The sequence below is a fragment of the Enterococcus sp. OL5 genome, assembly GCF_006491895.1.
Lineage (GTDB): Bacteria > Bacillota > Bacilli > Lactobacillales > Enterococcaceae > Enterococcus_D > Enterococcus_D innesii.
The window spans coordinates 138,424-154,222 of sequence record NZ_VHIL01000008.1; the positions used below are offsets into that span (position 1 = coordinate 138,424).

At 35.5% G+C, this 15,799-nt stretch carries 14 protein-coding genes and 5 pseudogenes; 8 read left to right on the forward strand and 11 right to left on the reverse strand.

Annotation, left to right across the window (positions count from 1 at the left end):
- Positions 1 to 101: 101 nt before the first annotated feature.
- From ltrA to FJU10_RS11040, 8 genes and pseudogenes are all read right to left on the reverse strand, one after another.
- A pseudogene (ltrA, locus tag FJU10_RS19830) lies at positions 102 to 1,897 on the reverse strand (group II intron reverse transcriptase/maturase).
- A gap of 806 nt (positions 1,898 to 2,703) precedes the next feature.
- Positions 2,704 to 2,949, reverse strand: a pseudogene (locus FJU10_RS11010) (DNA cytosine methyltransferase); the annotation flags it as partial.
- A 126-nt stretch (positions 2,950 to 3,075) separates the two neighbouring features.
- Positions 3,076 to 3,528 carry a transcriptional regulator gene (locus FJU10_RS11015; protein WP_140965922.1) on the reverse strand — a complete coding sequence of 151 codons (453 nt, stop codon included), beginning with the start codon at positions 3,526 to 3,528 and terminating at the stop codon, positions 3,076 to 3,078.
- A 100-nt stretch (positions 3,529 to 3,628) separates the two neighbouring features.
- A complete protein-coding gene (locus tag FJU10_RS11020) occupies positions 3,629 to 4,411 on the reverse strand; it encodes a Fic family protein (protein WP_223273027.1) in 783 nt (260 codons plus the stop codon).
- 45 nt (positions 4,412 to 4,456) lie between these two features.
- Positions 4,457 to 5,854 carry a ribonuclease H family protein gene (locus tag FJU10_RS11025; RefSeq protein WP_140965924.1) on the reverse strand — a complete coding sequence of 466 codons (1,398 nt, stop codon included), beginning with the start codon at positions 5,852 to 5,854 and terminating at the stop codon, positions 4,457 to 4,459.
- Between the two features lie 194 nt (positions 5,855 to 6,048).
- Positions 6,049 to 6,387: a type II toxin-antitoxin system PemK/MazF family toxin gene (locus tag FJU10_RS11030; protein ID WP_140965925.1), complete on the reverse strand. Its 339-nt coding sequence runs from the start codon at positions 6,385 to 6,387 to the stop codon at positions 6,049 to 6,051.
- Positions 6,374 to 6,649, reverse strand: coding sequence for a type II toxin-antitoxin system RelB/DinJ family antitoxin (locus FJU10_RS11035; RefSeq protein WP_042890552.1), 276 nt, complete (start codon positions 6,647 to 6,649; stop codon positions 6,374 to 6,376). The genes FJU10_RS11030 and FJU10_RS11035 overlap by 14 nt, the downstream gene beginning before the upstream one ends.
- 102 nt (positions 6,650 to 6,751) lie before the next feature.
- Complete coding sequence (locus tag FJU10_RS11040) at positions 6,752 to 7,078, reverse strand: hypothetical protein (RefSeq protein WP_140965926.1); 327 nt, start codon at positions 7,076 to 7,078, stop codon at positions 6,752 to 6,754.
- A 451-nt stretch (positions 7,079 to 7,529) separates the two neighbouring features.
- Here FJU10_RS11040 and FJU10_RS19350 point away from each other — a divergent pair, with 451 nt between their 5' ends.
- The 5 genes from FJU10_RS19350 (at position 7,530) to istB (ending at position 9,714) form a co-directional block, all read left to right on the forward strand.
- A complete protein-coding gene (locus tag FJU10_RS19350; protein ID WP_223273028.1) occupies positions 7,530 to 7,664 on the forward strand; it encodes a helix-turn-helix domain-containing protein in 135 nt (44 codons plus the stop codon).
- Between the two features lie 24 nt (positions 7,665 to 7,688).
- Positions 7,689 to 8,006 carry a hypothetical protein gene (locus FJU10_RS19355; protein WP_223273029.1) on the forward strand — a complete coding sequence of 106 codons (318 nt, stop codon included), beginning with the start codon at positions 7,689 to 7,691 and terminating at the stop codon, positions 8,004 to 8,006.
- A 12-nt stretch (positions 8,007 to 8,018) separates the two neighbouring features.
- Complete coding sequence (locus FJU10_RS19360; protein ID WP_223273030.1) at positions 8,019 to 8,453, forward strand: hypothetical protein; 435 nt, start codon at positions 8,019 to 8,021, stop codon at positions 8,451 to 8,453.
- 71 nt (positions 8,454 to 8,524) lie between these two features.
- Entirely contained in the window at positions 8,525 to 8,854 is a 330-nt protein-coding gene (locus FJU10_RS19835) for a Mu transposase domain-containing protein (RefSeq protein WP_411268839.1), read from the forward strand.
- A gap of 125 nt (positions 8,855 to 8,979) precedes the next feature.
- Positions 8,980 to 9,714, forward strand: coding sequence for an IS21-like element helper ATPase IstB (gene istB / locus FJU10_RS11050; RefSeq protein WP_140965927.1), 735 nt, complete (start codon positions 8,980 to 8,982; stop codon positions 9,712 to 9,714).
- A 596-nt stretch (positions 9,715 to 10,310) separates the two neighbouring features.
- Here istB and FJU10_RS19365 read toward each other — a convergent pair.
- Positions 10,311 to 10,760, reverse strand: a complete 450-nt coding sequence (locus tag FJU10_RS19365; RefSeq protein WP_317615674.1) for an IS110 family transposase — start codon at positions 10,758 to 10,760, stop codon at positions 10,311 to 10,313.
- A gap of 472 nt (positions 10,761 to 11,232) precedes the next feature.
- Here FJU10_RS19365 and FJU10_RS19775 point away from each other — a divergent pair.
- Together FJU10_RS19775 and FJU10_RS11070 are read left to right on the forward strand one after the other, a co-directional pair.
- Positions 11,233 to 11,445: pseudogene (locus FJU10_RS19775) on the forward strand (type II toxin-antitoxin system Phd/YefM family antitoxin).
- Positions 11,446 to 11,914: 469 nt separating this feature from the next.
- Positions 11,915 to 12,520: pseudogene (locus FJU10_RS11070) on the forward strand (recombinase family protein).
- Positions 12,521 to 12,535: 15 nt separating this feature from the next.
- Here the strand turns inward: FJU10_RS11070 and FJU10_RS19840 are convergent.
- Together FJU10_RS19840 and FJU10_RS11080 are read right to left on the reverse strand one after the other, a co-directional pair.
- Entirely contained in the window at positions 12,536 to 12,697 is a 162-nt protein-coding gene (locus tag FJU10_RS19840) for an SEC-C metal-binding domain-containing protein (RefSeq protein ID WP_189372307.1), read from the reverse strand.
- A 590-nt stretch (positions 12,698 to 13,287) separates the two neighbouring features.
- Positions 13,288 to 13,656, reverse strand: a complete 369-nt coding sequence (locus FJU10_RS11080; RefSeq protein WP_140965929.1) for a GNAT family N-acetyltransferase — start codon at positions 13,654 to 13,656, stop codon at positions 13,288 to 13,290.
- A 929-nt stretch (positions 13,657 to 14,585) separates the two neighbouring features.
- Between FJU10_RS11080 and istA the strand changes: the two are divergent.
- Positions 14,586 to 15,797, forward strand: a pseudogene (gene istA, locus FJU10_RS11090) (IS21 family transposase).
- The last annotated feature ends 2 nt before the right edge of the window (positions 15,798 to 15,799 follow it).

Consider the following 15,799-nt stretch of genomic DNA (forward strand, 5'->3'; position numbering starts at 1 on the left):
GATTTCTCCCCGCTCCAAACCGTGCGTGAGACTTTCACTTCACACGACTTTCATTCGACAGTTTTTCATTAAATTCATATACACATCTTCAACTTTGAAAATTATTTAATACTTGGAAGATTTATCTGATTTCGCAACACATTAATTTTTCCTAAGTGCGTTGCTGATAGATTTAGGTTTTGTAGCAATTCAGAAATTAGAACAGGATTTAAAGCATGGATCAGCTTATGAGAGTCAATTGTCACAAAAACCAGATTATTGTATCCATCATTCCCGCCTAATTTTAGAGGCAATTTGTGGTGACAGTGCATGTTACCAATCGTTAGCTCGCTACTTGTAATCGCACATTTTCCTTTCTGTGCACAGAAAAGTGACAGGCGGTTATCGTTATACTCGATACTTTTTCCTTTGATTGGATTTAGCATAAGGTATTTTAATAGATCAGGATTAATCGTTTGTCCTAGTTGCTTATGAATTAACATCCGACCCTTTGGAGTATACTGATTAATTTCTAGTTTTTTATCCAGTGGGTTTTTGTGTTGGACATAGCTAATAGGAATTAACGCAAATCCATAAACATAAGCTAATTGCTTGCTCTTTCCATATTTCTTTCCAATAATTTCGCTACAAATTCCTCTTTCTTTTGATAAATTCCCTTGTAATCTTCCTCTTAGGATCTTTCCGATAGGAAAGGCTATTTTTGCAAAATCTAAGCTAGCATGTGTTGCCATTGAGTAGTAATTATGAACGCCTAAGACAAACGAGCTATAATTTTGTACCGCTTTATAACTTTCTTGCTTGTCAGAAGGCTTCTGCAAGTCGCTGATTCGACGTTTTGCCTTGATATAAATCTTTTTCATTGCCTTTTTTGATAAATGAGACCTCATTACAAAGCGTGGTTTCCCATTAGGATAATTTCCATTTCTAATAACCTTCAATTTGAATCCTAAAAACTCAGAGTATTCTTTCTTAAGATTCACAATTTTAGATTTCTCAGGACTGATAGATAGGCTTAATCTATCTTTCAACCATTTCTCTGCGGCAATAAAGATTTTTTCCGCATCTTTTTTCTTACGACAAAAGATTTTAAAATCATTGGCATACCGTACTGACCGACATTCTTTAAGATTCGTCTTTTTCAGTGCTTGAAGACGCCCACCTGAGTTTCCCTTATACTGTTTATACTCTTTTCGTGTTGATATTGTTTCCCATTGGCTTGAAATCCACCAATCTAGTTCATTTAAAACAACATTCGACAATAATGGTGAAATGATGGAGCCCTGTGGAGAACCTTTTCAGGAAATCCTATATCAGCAATTTCTGCTTTTAACATTGCTGAGAGTATACTAATGAGCTTTTTATCTCGAATCCCTAGCGTCCACATCTGTTTTAATAACTTCCCATGATTCACATTGTCAAAGAAACCTTTGATGTCTATATCCACGACGAAATGCAATTTGGATAGTTGCATATTTTTTTCAACCTGAGCTAAAGCATGTTCGCAACTGCGATTAGGTCGGAATCCATTATTTTTATTATAAAATTTAGCCTCACATATCGGCTCCAGGATTTGAAGAATACATTGTTGGATAAGTCTATCCATAATTGTTGGGATTCCTAATGGTCTCTTTTTAGTCGAATCATTTGACTTTGGTATTTGAACCCTACGTACAGCTTGAGGTTCGTACCATTGAAACTTACGTTTCACAGGCTTGATTAGCGCCTCGTCTTGCCATTTGGCAAGATCCTCGATATTTTTATTATCAACACCAGCTGTATGACTTCCTCTGTTTCTCTTAATGTTTCGAAAGGCTAATTTTATATTTTGCTCAGACGAGATAATATCCACTAAATATTTCCCATCTTTACTCTGTCTATAAAGTTCGTCTTGATTCATCTGAAAGTCATAATACTCAGCATTTCTTAGTTTTTGCTTTTTAGTTGTTTTCTCAGTTGTCAAAGTCGGCAGTTCTCCTTTTCAGAATACTTTGCCTTTCTTAGTCGTACTCGAACCTTTGAATATATGTGTGTTGAATTGTTTATTTAAGACTGTCGACTAGAGCCTATCCCTCCATCATGTTTCCATGATTTCATCGGTACTGTGGCTCCGCTTTCCTTCAGATAAAATTAGGTTATACAAGTTTGTTTTCCCTATTACCGCTTCATCGTGTGTAATCACTCCACGTCCTCAACTTACTGCGTTCCAATGATTCAATCTATAAATTTCTATCTTTAGGTTTGCCCTCTGAGGCTGTGTGCTTGGTAACGCCTTTAACGTTACAAGGTTTTTCATACCATGCAATTTTACTAGACCTCACACACACCACAAATAATGGTGATAACATTTCTATTACCTGAATTCTCTAAACCCGTACATACGGACATTCGCTTAGTAATTGTCATTACATACTAGCCATAGATAGTTTTTAGCCCCCCCGCATATAGGTTGCGTCATCCACCTCTGGACAACTTTCCACATCTGAAAATAATTTTTTCTTTGTTTGGGCAACTCTCTGCCGACTTTAACGCGCTTTGTACATCACTATGATTACCCACAATTTTGCACAGGGTAATCTCAGGGTAGGCGTTTCAGGTTGTTAGCCCTTCATTCCACCATTTGAATCATCAGTTCTACTGAACTGAACACATTTGCGTTCTTAAATAATTCGGTGCCTAACCTTTTCAATTAGGAACGCATCGCACGCAAGGAAATCCTCCCGTGATGACGTCCACACGTCCGAATCCTCGAATAGCGTCGTATGAGATCCTCGTAATATCAAGCATTTCCACCTCGTTTTCCGTATTAAAGATCGCTTTATAACTTTGTCTGGCATATTTGTCAATTTCACAAAAGCCGACACATTTATGTCCTGCTTTTTCCATTCCCATCCGAAAACCGCCTACACCTGAGAATAAATCTATAAAAATTAGTTGTTTCGATTGTTTCATTCCTTATTCTTTCCCACAGCTGTGTTCTTGTATTCAAGCTTGTAAAATAAGTATAGTTAAAAAGCGGTTGAGAGAATGGCATTCAAAAGCCTCAGAAAGGTTTAGATTTTTGTTTCTGCTATAGGACTACTCTTGCTTTTGTTCAAGTAACTGGATTGCAGACGTAAACTGAATGAGCGAATTTTTTGAGTCAATCAAAATGATATTCTTCTGATAATGAATTCTCTCGCTGACTAATGATATTGATAAGCCGTAAAAATATCTGAGTAAAAATATTTTTCTCCGTCGATCAGTAATCTCAGTTTTATAAGGATGATTGATTGACAGATATCCTTTTATAAAGAGTCTGTGTAAGTACTCGAATTCTTTATACAATGGATCATTCAGTACTTCAGGTGAAATATTTTCTCTATGCATCACTGAATAAGTTTCTTGAATTCTCGGCGTAGCAGGAATACCGACTTTCTCCCGTATATTTTTATACTCTGACAGAAAAACACTAAATCTCTTTTTCGTGATTTCCCACTCTATGTCCATATCCTTTGGTAATTGGTATTTGTCCACATCAAAAAGTTCCATTTACTCCTCCATAATACAAAGAAGCATTACCTCCCAAATTGAGTAGGTAATGCTTCTTTGTCATCATTATTTTTGTTATAAATTAAGCTAGAATTTTTATTTATAGCTCTGGACCGTGGCCTTTTTCCGTTGATCGAAGTTCAGATTTGATTCGATAAGTAGAAAGTTCTTTGCCATCGTTTCGCTCTTCAATCGGTTGACGTAAATACAATTCACGATCTTTTTTCGAGGGTAACGTGCGATATAACCCCTCAAATGCTTGCTCTTCCTCTAAATGATCACTTGCTCGATAGAATGCCATCAGATTATAGGTAAACTCTAAGCGTTTTATATCGTGAAATGGAACCATCAGATAGTTTTCGCTGTCCAAAGTGCCGTATGCGGCATTGGCTGAAATCAACGCTGTTCGCTTATTTCCATCCTGAAAAGCCTGTAATTTAGCAAGTCTAGCGAAAACCCACCAGGCATCTTTTTCGGTTCGTTCTGATTGTTCAAACAGATCCACGATTTCTTGCAAATCATCTCTGGTAATGATCTCTTTAGGAAAATAGTGTTCTTGACTAGCTTGATCAAGAACAATGGCTATTCGATCATCTTCATTGTAATATGAATTTCTCAAATGACCTGGTAATTTAGGCTGCTCTTCAGATGGTGAATCAAACTGCTTGTTTACATCGATAATACCATCTACTGAAAAACCTTTTTCTTTTATCGCATTGACTCCTTTTAGACTATCCACAAAAATAGCTATATCATCTCTATTTTGGCGAAGTGGTTTCGTGGATTTCATGTCCAAAGCTTTTTTCGTTTGGTAAACAGAGCTTCCGTAGTTATTCAAACTCCCCAATGACTGGATAAATTTTGCGAGTGCTGTAGTATTCATAGGAATTACCTCCTTTATAAAATTCATTCATAACCTGTCAATTTCCTAATTTAAAAAGGATAGATCTCTTAATAAATCGAGTTTATTTAAATGGTTGCTTATATCTCTTGCTATTCTGTCTGCTACGCTATTTCCGACAATTCCTGTATGTGATTTTACATTTAGAAAATGAATGTCTAATTCATTGTCTTTTATTAAATCGACAATTTCTCTTTGTAAAGAGATTGGGACAGACTTTATTGTTAATATACCTCTTGCTATTTTCTCAAGATCATTGTAATCATAAACTAAGATGAACTCTTTGAACTCATACAATGCATTCACTATCTTTAATGCATGTAATAAGCCTTCCAATTCTCCCAGAGTATTATTCTTATCCTGTTTATTAGACTTTGCAAATGCTGCAATCGATCCTACCCCTTCAGATATAACAACTGAAGAACTATACTGTTGCTTAACCGGCATATAAGAACCATCCGTATAAATAACAGGTAAATCTTTACTTTCATACGCAATGATTACTTCTTTATATATACTTTTCTTATATTTATTTATGAATTCTAATCGTTCAGACAACCATTTTTCAGCATCAGCTCTGGTTCTAAATCCATCTTTTCCCCAACCATTCTTAACGCCATTTAAATTATCCAAATATTTCTTCCTATCAACGTAAATACCTCTTCGCTTGCCGATCGCAATAGCAAAATATTCTTTCACTTGATTTTCTTGTACTTCCTTCATCCATTGCTCGGCTCTTTCTCTGGTTTTAAAGCCTCCTTTAGCTTTAATATCTGAGACTCCAGAAATATATTTATTGTACTTCTTAATATCCGTGTAGATTCCTCGACGTCGACCTTTAGCTACAGCATAGTATCTTTTTTTAGGTTTTTGAGCGTTTATCCAATCCAGCGCTTCCTTCTTATTATTGAAATCGCATCTCCCTTTTGCACCAGGGTAACCTATTAAATTTTTCTCATATGTGTGTAGTTTTGTAAAAAATCCGGTGTTAAATCCCTTGGAAACAGCATATAAACCTTTCTTATTCACAGGTGAAATGCCATTTTGTACTAACCAGTTTTGTGCAGCTTCCTTTGTTTTAAAAATGCCTTTTCCCTTACCCGACTTGTATCCCAACAAAGATTTTTTGTAATCTTCTTTATTATCAAATACGCCAACGACCCTTCCTCTGACTACCGCATAATATTGGGACCTCTTGTTCTTTTTAATTTGTTCAGGCGCTTTATCACTAGTTTGTGGTTTCTTTGATTTGACTACTTTGTGAGGTACACCTTCAAGCCACTCAGAAGCATCCTCTATTCTGTTAAATCCTTTACTGGAGGAATTACTAAACCCTTTTATTCCGTTTTGATAGTCATCATAGTTGTTAAAGATTAACCCCGTATTATCTGCATATCTAACCGCATAGAACTTTTTTTTCCCCACTTAAAACCTCGCTGATCTTTTTAAATGTTTTACCATACTTCATTCTGATTCTCCTACCATCTTAGACAAAAAAGAAACTTTTAATCCTATGAAGCATTATCTATGGCCACAAGATAATCCTGTAAATGCATTCGCTTCAATAGAAAATTACTACCTAATTTCGAATGATTAGGTAGTAATTTCGCATTTTCATTCTATCTCTTTAAAGTATTTTTCAAAAATACTTCCAAACGATCCGTATCATTTTGAGAAAGTTCACCAATGTCTTTATATTCAAAATCAGTTTTGTCTTTGGAAAGTACAAATAAAGTGCCAATATCAATCCAGGACTCTTTTTTTAAATTTGAATCTTTCCAATCGTTAATTTTAAAGTACAGTTTTTTTATTTTATCCGATTTATTTTGGCACTTACTTGTGATTGAATAAAATATAATTTCATTCTCACTGTTTTCGACAATTAATACCGGTCGTCTTTTCCCGCCTTCTTTACCAACAAAAGCAACATACAATGAAAGAATCTTATTCATCTTCATTCAACCAAGCTTCTAGAGTCTCATTGTCATCTATCCTAGTCACATTAGGTGTCTTTTTTGCTAATTTAGCGATTCGTCTTGTCTGTTTTGTTCTTTCGGATAGCTTTACTTCAAATGGTAACCCACCTTCTTCTACTACTTGTTTGTAGAAAACTGTAATTGCGGTTGTTGGATTCATTCCCAAGTCTTGTAAAATATCTTCTGCTTCCATCTTTAAGTCTTTTTCTAAAGCGACTTGAATTCTTTCTTTTTTTACTTTCATTCGGAACACCTCATTAGAGTTATTTATACTCGTATTATACTCTTTGTTATCGATTATTTCAATAGAATGGCAGAATATGCAAATTGTTCTAAAAGAAGATTTCTATTTTTCCAAATCATTCGTTTCATTCACTGTCTTTTCGCTCAGTATTCCTAGTGCAGCATCGTAGGTTTTTAATTGCTTTTCAAGTTGCTTTACTTGTTTTTCAAGATCCTTTTTCTCCGCATGCAATGCTCTAACCTTTTCGGCTTGCTCAATATTGGACGGATTATATTTTAGTTTTTCGTTCGCTCTAAATAATTTGTCATCCAACGTTGCCCTTGCTTCTTGGACAATTTCATAATTATCATAAAATTCTTTTCCTAAAACCGTTGGCAGTTGATCGCTACTTACTTGACGGACTGACAGAATATTTAACGCTGTTACCATCTCACGAACATTTTGAATAGCAGAGTTTTTTCGCTTTGGATACAGTCCGCTTTCTTCAGAAAGGTGACTTGCTAATGACGCCCCCTTAACAAATTTGTTTTTCTGCCCTTTTTTATCACTCCAAAAATAAAAAAATCTTTATAATTCAATTTTGCTTTGTTACGCCCATTTTCCATTTTATTTATCATGCAATTCGGAAATTTGACCACGCCCTCTTCATATCGATCATAAGCAATTTCTAAATAAATTCCTGTCAGGACTTGAAGATTTGTAAAGAAATATCTCTGTCAAAACAAGCAGATATAACTTTCCACACTTACTGACGTATGCAATGTTTATGTTAGTTTAAAAAGTGCCCACTATTCGTAATAAAATCAATTGAAAATGTCTCCACTAATCACCACAATAGAAATAACAATTTCTATTGGAGGTATGAGGAGTGAGATCCTTAATGGACAAATGCACAATTATACGATTAAAAGAATCAGGAAGATCCAACCGTTCAATTGAGCGTGAGTTAGGGATCAGCCGAAAAACGGTTTCGCGCTATTGGAAAGAACATCAAAAACTCAAGAAACAGTTATAGCAGGATCCTTCGGATACAGAACTGATGGAGCAGCTGACCGCAAAACCAAAATACAACAGCCAAAATCGAACGTATCGAAAATACACGCCTGAACTGGATCAGAGAATTGATGAGCTTCTTGAAATGGAGAAGGAAAAAAATCAACTATTCGGTGCCCATAAACAGAAGTTAACGGCAACGAGCATCTTTGAAATTGTCCAATTAGAAGGATTTGATATTGGTAAAACGACGATCGGTAATCAAGTAAGAGAAAAAAGAAACAACAAGAAAGAAGCTTACATTCATCAGTCTTATGACTTAGGGTATCGCGTTGAATTTGATTTTGGTGAGGTGAAACTTTAGTTCAATAATGAAGTGCGAAAATATACGCTAGCTATTTTTTCTGCACCTGCCTCCACCTTTCGGTGGGCACGTCTATATGAATCTGCGAGCCAGAAGGTATTGATTGATGCCCACAACCAATTTTTCGAAGAGATTGACGGTACGTATGAAACTGTGGTCTATGACAATATGAGAAATTTTGCGAAACGTTTTATTGGGAAACATGAGAAAGAACTAAATGACGAGTTTTTGAAACTAGCTTTATTCTATGGTTATACGTCGATCGTAACGAACCCATATAGTGGAAATGAAAAAGGTTCTGTTGAAAAAAGTGTAAACATGATTCGAAATAAGGCTTTTACGAAGCAGTATCGCTTCTCTTCTTTATCGGAGGAAGAAAAACATTTAACCGTTATCATGGACCAATTAAATGAAAAAAACATGCTTGCATTGAAAAAAAGTATTTGAAGCCAGTATTTTCTAGCTATGATTATGCGATAATCACTACTCAACCAGTAAATAAATATAGTTTTGTTCAATTGGATCTTAATTATTACTCCGTTCCAGATTATCTTGTAGGTAAAGAAGTAATAGTAAAAAAGTACTTGAAAGAAATAAACGTGATTCATACAGGTCATTTGGTTTGTCGGCATTTACTTGAAAAAAGAAGTAAGAATTATGCCATTCAAATCCAACACTACTTACGTACACTTTCCCGTAAGCCGAAGGCTCTCAAACACTCACTAGCTCTTCAGGGAATTCCGAGATTACACCGTTGTTTTCACCGATATTATCAAAATGATCCCAAGCGATTTATCGAACGCTTAACCTTCTATCAGACAGTCCTGTTGGAAGAACTAGTAAAGTAGCTAGAGTCTGATGCACTTGAAGAACGTCCAGAACGACTAAGCGAGCGGCCAAAAACAAAAGCTGTAAATGCCGTAAGGGTTCAAGTACAGGCATATACTAAACTTTATCTAGGGAGAGAGTCGTTATGAGTATTAATACACTAACAAAACATTTGAAATTGTCCCATATTCGAAAAAACTATCCACAAGCAATCCAAGAAGCATTGAATCTTTCTGAATCCTATGAAGAATTTTTGGAAAAGCTGTTACAAGCTGAGTTTGAGAATCGAAAAAGCAACCGGATCCAACGACTGATTACAGGCTCAAAACTGTCCAACCGAGTCACTTTTGATGACTATCTAACTGCACACCTAGATCCAAAACTTCGAAAAAAGATTACAGAATTAAAGGAGCTCCGATTTATCGAGCAAAAAGAGAATTTAATACTGATTGGAAACTCTGGTGTTGGGAAAACCTACTTGGCCAATACATTAGGAATGGAAGCTTACCTAGCAGGAAAGAGTGTCTTATTTATAAGCATTCCTAATCTAGTGATTGAACTAAAAGAAGCAATGAGCGCGAACCAACTGACTTACTATAAGCGCTGTTTTAGTAAATATGACTTGGTTATACTAGACGAACTTGGCTATGTGTCATTTGATCAAGTCGGAAGTGAAATCCTCTTTAATCTACTATCTAACAAAAATACCAATGGTTCCATGATCATTACAACCAACATTGAGTTTGAACGATGGGAAGAAACATTCAAAGATCCCATGCTTACTGCTGCAATTGTCGATCGAATCGCCCATCGGGCGCATGTACTTGATTTCAGTGGTTCTTCTTTTCGAGTAGAAGATACAAAGCAATGGTTAAGATAAATTAGGTGGGGCATTTTTCAACTGATTTTGTGGAGACATTTTCAGTTGAAAAAAACAGCTGAGACGCAAACTATAATATACATAAGATATTTGATTAAAAAGTCTAATGGTACTAAGTCAAAACAGTTAGACAAAATATATTTTAAGAAGGAGAAAGTTTGAAATCGATCAGATTTAAGTAATTATAGAAAAGCATACATCGAAGGGGACGGTCGTAGTAATTTTTTTTACGAAAGACAACAACCTAGGAATATTGACGAGTGAATTTTACTACGCTAAAAAATTTCATTTTTCACGAAGAATTAACTTCACCCTGTTGGAGAGCTACTATAGGTTATGGTGCACCCTCTTTGTTCTCAGAAGCTCCAATGCCTGAGCTTGAGTCAAAACTTTCGTTTCATTCACAGGCTTGGAATCCAAATAACCGTCCGGTTTATATAGTGCGACGTTGCTAAAGACGTTTCAGATAGCGGTCAGGAGCATCTTACAATTAGCGATGATAGCTTTCTTATGTACATGGTTCGCTTTTATTATACGATAGCGATTTTAAATTCTGGATGTTCTTTGGATCTGAAAAGAGCATTGGCGAAGTTTAATCACTTGAGGGACAGTAATCCCCCCTCAACTGCCGCTTGGATCTCTTCAACAGGTGTTTTACTTCCGTCATGGATCAATGGGTGAACATCAAATGGTTCACCAGGATGTTCTAACAAGTGATGAATGATAGCAGTGGAGGATTTTCCGAACACATCACTAAAGACATCATCCAGTTTCAGATTAGAAATCGTTAAGCAGTTTAACGCTCGATTCTTTTCACTCGTTTTTATGTTGGTTAGTTTCGACCGATAGCGCATCAGATCACGAAGCTGCCGAATTTCAAGAGTAGGAATAAAACTCGGTTTGATCATTTCACACGTAAAGAGATCACAAATCCATTGGGCATCTTTGCGATCCGGTTTATTTCCTTTCTGTATTTTGGTGTGTTTCGGATGAGCCAGAGTGACAAAATAAGTTTTTTCTAGAATATTAAAAACAGGGATTTTAATTTACCGGGGGATTCCATACAAACGTCCTTACAGTTGTGTTTAGCAAACCAATCAGCTAATTCATTGAACCCTTTTGAAAATGAAGAGAAACAAGCTTGCTTATACTCAGTCCGACTGTTTGCATCGGTGATTCCAACACAAACATAGATCCACATTTTGTGGCCATCTAATCCGCAACAATTTTTACGAAAGATTTTAAACATAGCAGCCTTCTGTAAAAAGTAGTACAGGTTTGACAGGACCTGGTCATCCGGCGAAATCAAGTCAACTTCGGAAAAGATAAGTTTACGTGCTACGTGTTTGCACCATTTCCATTCATTGATGCCTTAACGGATGACCGACACCAAATACTTATGCGTGATTGCCATTATACATCCCCGCCACTAACACCCTCTAGTTCTGTAGTGTACCAGAGACCTGTACGGAATGCGTAACACAGAATACAAAAAGAGAGAAAAGCGGATTTATACTTATGGAAGTAATTACACCAATGAATGCAAGAAAAATTCTTTATGGACTTATTAAGAATGTTGTATCTGACAGTCAACCAATTGAAATTGCGAGTACAAAAAGCGAAGAAAGTGTTGTAATGATTAGTAAAAGCGACTAGAACTCCTCACAAGAAACAATCTAGTTACAAAATGCGGGCGTATTGGATCGAATCAAGTACTTTGAGAATGAATAAAGTGAAGACTTAGGTGAAATTGATTGGGATACAATGTAAAGATTAAAATGAATGCTCGCAAAGATTTGCCTAAATTGAAGAGTGGCAATCTAACTAGTAAATTTGATGAACTGATCAAAGTTATACCGCAACCATACGAAAAATTAACTGGATTGCCTCACTATTCAAGACGTCTAAATATCAAACACAGACTGGTTTACAGCGTGGATGAAGAGAGTAAAACGATTACGATTCTCTCAGGTTGGTCACACTACAAATGTGTAGTATGACACACTATTTTAGATCTACATAATTAGACTTACGTTGCTCGCTATTGAAGTTTCATGCATTGCTCTTTTTTGAAAATTGAACATGGATAGGAAATTTTTTGATAACCGCCAGCAGGTAACTTCAAGTGAGGAAAGAGCAAAATACAACAATCCTATATCCACCTCCGTTTTATATAGTTCGAGAAGGCAGGTAAAAATTATTGAAAATTGCATATATTCGAGTTTCATCAATCGATCAAAATGAACAACGTCAAATCGAGGAAATGAAAAAATTAGGTGCAGAAAAAATTTTCATCGAAAAACAATCTGGAGCGACTATTTCTCAGCTACCAATTTTTCAGGAAGCTTTAGATTTCGTCAGAGAGCAAGATATTTTTATTGTAGAAGCTATCGATCGATTAGGACGTAATTATGACGAGATTATTGATTCAGTTAATTATCTAAAAAAGAAAAATGTGCGACTCATTATCACCAGCTTACCGATCATGGCTGAAGCAATCGGAAATCCTCTATTGGATAAATTCATCAAAGACCTAATCATTCAGATTTTGGCCATGATTGCCGAACAAGAGCGTAATGAATATAAACGTAGGCAGGCACAAGGAATTACGATCGCTAAAGCAAACGGAGTCTATAAAGGTCGTCCTAAATTATACAGTGCAGACACAAAAGATCCCTAACGTCGCCTGGTTTATAAAAGCATCGTTCAGGATTTTGAGAATGGCGTTGCTATCTCAAAGATTGCAAAGGATCATAACGCCAAGAGACAAACTATTTACAGAATAAAAAATGAACTGAATTGTTGATGTGCACTAATTATTTCAGACAACATTTCTTATATTTTTTCCACTACCACATGGACAAGGAGAATTTCTACCTATTTCTCCTGAGAATTCTTTGGTTTGTTCAGTAATGCTAGTTAACTCAAATTTCTTCAAATGTGGCACCAATCCCTGCAGAAAATAGCGGTAGTGATCACTCATAAAGATCAGAAACTCTATTAAATCAACGTTTCTGATTTTTATGCGTTTTTAAACTAGGAAAGTAGTTGGAACATTCGTACAGAAATTAGCGGTAGTGGAAAAAAAGCCGAACTATCAATATGGATGAGCGTATTTTATTTATCCGACGAAACTGTTAGGTTAACATAACTTCTCTTTAAAGCAAGTATTTACTATTCCAAGCGTTTTAGCCATGTGCTTTGTGAAGTTCAAGTCGTCTAGTTTAGAATTGTTGATTTAGCAACGGTTATGTTATCAAATTCTTTGTGAAAGATTCAATCTCTGAGCCTTTACTGAATCACTAGTTGAACGTTAGGGATAATTCGGTGAATATAGTTTGTATTCCTACCGCTATTTTCTGTATCGCTGTTCCCTATACTCGAATAAGCCTACAATATTTTAAAATGAATGTGTTGTGTCAATCCAAAATAATTGTTCCTAAGTTAAATTTTTTATTTTAATTTTAAAACATTAATACAAATCAAAAATAAGATGGTAACCTTTTGACATCAATAGCAACATTACTTGGATAATACATTAGTTTACTATAATCATAAGGTTGCATATTGGAATCAATTTGTACAAATCCTAATTTTTATAAAAACAGGATCAATATCGCTCCAAAGAAAATATACACTACCAATATTTAAAGACAATATTTTCTTTATTAAATTAGAACCAAAGCCTAATCCTCGTTTATCAGTCTTCGTAGCAAGCGATCCAATACCAACTACATTGGTATAAAGTTGATAAACAATACATGAGCTCACATTGACACCATCAACATTTAAAGCATACCACATGCCAGATTGATATTTAATAGAGTGCCTACATTCTTCTAAATAATCAGAAAAGAGACTACCTTCACCCCAAGTGTCATAACCCATAGAATAGACACTATCTAAATCTTCAGAAAAAGCCTGTACTAATTTCTCTACCATTTTCTTTTTCCCCCTTGAATCACTCTAGGATAACTATACCAAAAAAGTTTTTTATATAAAAAAATATCAAAATTTTAATTTCTTATAATCATTATTTGTTATTTAGACACGAAGTCAACATAGTCTCGACTATTACAACTTCTACTATTCCCAAGGATTTTCAGCAGTTACTTTGTGAATAAAAATTGGTCTACCTGAAAATCTGTATTTTATCCCCGAAATTACGATTTTCTACTTGTGAAATTTTTGAATAACTATTTTTAAATTCCGTTATTTTAATTTATCAATCACAGTCAAAAATTGACCAATCATGCATAGGAATTCTTGTTTGAATAGGAAAATCTCGATCATAATATGCTTTTACAGCTGGTGAAGCTTTTTCCTTAAACCAGTTCTTCACGTAAATAAAATTTAAATTCGACAGACTCTTCACTTATTCTTTTTTTACTTTTTGATCCGCTTTTTGTTCTGCTTTAAATTTTGCATTATGAATAGTTTTTACAGTTTGTTGGGCTTCTTCAAATGTACTTGAAAAAGCTTTAATTAAGTTTAGCAGATTATCATCTGGTATGAAAGTAGCAATGCTGCTGTCATGCATTAGATGGGGTACATGGAACATAGAAACGAAAATGTACGGTAGAAAAGCGAATGACTGTAGATAAAACCTACAAATCATTCGCTTTCTTTATTTTATAAATTGAAGAGCCAATGTTTGAAGCACAGGGTGCCACCTGTGCTTCTTTTATTTTAACTAAAAAAGCGCATGACGCATGAAATGAACGGTTTTTCGTCATTTCATGCACTTTTTTGTTAGGGACTTATGTCACATGTGAATCTCGATAGTAGAATGTAAGGAAATGCCGACGAGAAAAATGGTGTTTTTCTTACATTTTTTAGTACACTGGTTTAAAAACAATCCGGAGGATTTTATGCGATCAGATGTACGTGAAGGAGTGCAAATTTCTATTATGAGTGATATTAAACCTCATTTTACCCATTTAGCTAGACAGTTCGAATGTGATCCACGCACTGTCAAACGTTACTACGAAAACGATCTATCTAAAAAGAAAGCTGCACCTAAGAAACGGCCAAGCAAATTAGATCCTTTTCGATCAATTATTCAAGAGAAAGTAGAACTAGGCTGTTCTGCTTCAGCGATCTATCGCTTTATCAAGAAGAAAGGCTATGAAGGAAAAGATTCTATTCTAAGAGATTACTGCAGCCAATTGCGGAACACACACATCCAGAAAGCCACAATCCGAATTGAAACACAGCCAGGTTTGTCTGCACAAGTTGATTGGAAAGAAGATCTTGTCCTTTACAATCGTTTGGGCCAACGATTTCAAATCAATTTATTTTTATATGTTCTAGGCTTTTCTCGTTGGAAGTATATCGAGTTAACGCTAGACAGAAAACAAGATACATTACTTCGTTGTTTGAACAATGCCTTTCTCTCTTCAGAAGGAATCCCGCATGAAATCTGGTTTGATAATATGCGGACCGTCGTTGATCAAAGTAGAACACAGTTTAGGAAGGTCACTTGGAACCAAAGGCTCTATGAATACAGTAAAGATGCAGGATTTAAACCAATTGCCTGTCGTCCTTATCGACCGCAAACAATAGGAAAAGTGGAAGCCTTAGCTCGAACGGTCAAGCAGCTAAAAGTATACAACGGTGAATTTGATACGCTGGAGGATTTGATTGATCTAGTTTTTGAATTCAATGAAGAGTTGAACAAAGAAGCCTCTCAAGCAATTGCTGGTCCACCGATACTAAAATTTACTGCATACGAAAAAGAGCACTTATTACCCTTTGACTCGAAATTACTAACGACCTATACATAAGATGTCCTCTCTCGTAAGGTATCCAAAGAATCGTTCGTGATTTATCAAAAGAAAAAGTACTCTGTACCCGTTCGCTATATCGGCAAGACAGTTTCTCTCCAAGCTGTTGCCGGCGAACTTACTATTCATTATAACGGCGAATGCATTCAAAGACACCTTTTAAGTCAGAAAAAATTTAATTATCATTCAGATGATATGCAGGAAATTTTAAAATCCGATGTTTATCGGACAAAATCGGATGAAGAAATTGCACACTATGTTCAAGAAAATTTGAAACTCTACGACGAGTTCTATTAGGA

What these genes read in the sequence shown, in the direction of transcription:
- FJU10_RS11015 (WP_140965922.1), bottom strand. Translation starts at nt 3,528, where the DNA reads ATGGAACTTTTTGATGTGGACAAATACCAATTACCAAAGGATATGGAC.
- FJU10_RS11020 (WP_223273027.1), bottom strand. Translation starts at nt 4,411, where the DNA reads ATGAATACTACAGCACTCGCAAAATTTATCCAGTCATTGGGGAGTTTG.
- FJU10_RS11030 (WP_140965925.1), bottom strand. Translation starts at nt 6,387, where the DNA reads ATGAAGATGAATAAGATTCTTTCATTGTATGTTGCTTTTGTTGGTAAA.
- FJU10_RS11035 (WP_042890552.1), bottom strand. Translation starts at nt 6,649, where the DNA reads ATGAAAGTAAAAAAAGAAAGAATTCAAGTCGCTTTAGAAAAAGACTTA.
- FJU10_RS11040 (WP_140965926.1), bottom strand. Translation starts at nt 7,078, where the DNA reads ATGGTAACAGCGTTAAATATTCTGTCAGTCCGTCAAGTAAGTAGCGAT.
- FJU10_RS19350 (WP_223273028.1), top strand. Translation starts at nt 7,530, where the DNA reads ATGGACAAATGCACAATTATACGATTAAAAGAATCAGGAAGATCCAAC.
- FJU10_RS19355 (WP_223273029.1), top strand. Translation starts at nt 7,689, where the DNA reads ATGGAGCAGCTGACCGCAAAACCAAAATACAACAGCCAAAATCGAACG.
- istB (WP_140965927.1), top strand. Translation starts at nt 8,980, where the DNA reads ATGAGTATTAATACACTAACAAAACATTTGAAATTGTCCCATATTCGA.
- FJU10_RS19840 (WP_189372307.1), bottom strand. Translation starts at nt 12,697, where the DNA reads ATGAGTGATCACTACCGCTATTTTCTGCAGGGATTGGTGCCACATTTG.
- FJU10_RS11080 (WP_140965929.1), bottom strand. Translation starts at nt 13,656, where the DNA reads ATGGTAGAGAAATTAGTACAGGCTTTTTCTGAAGATTTAGATAGTGTC.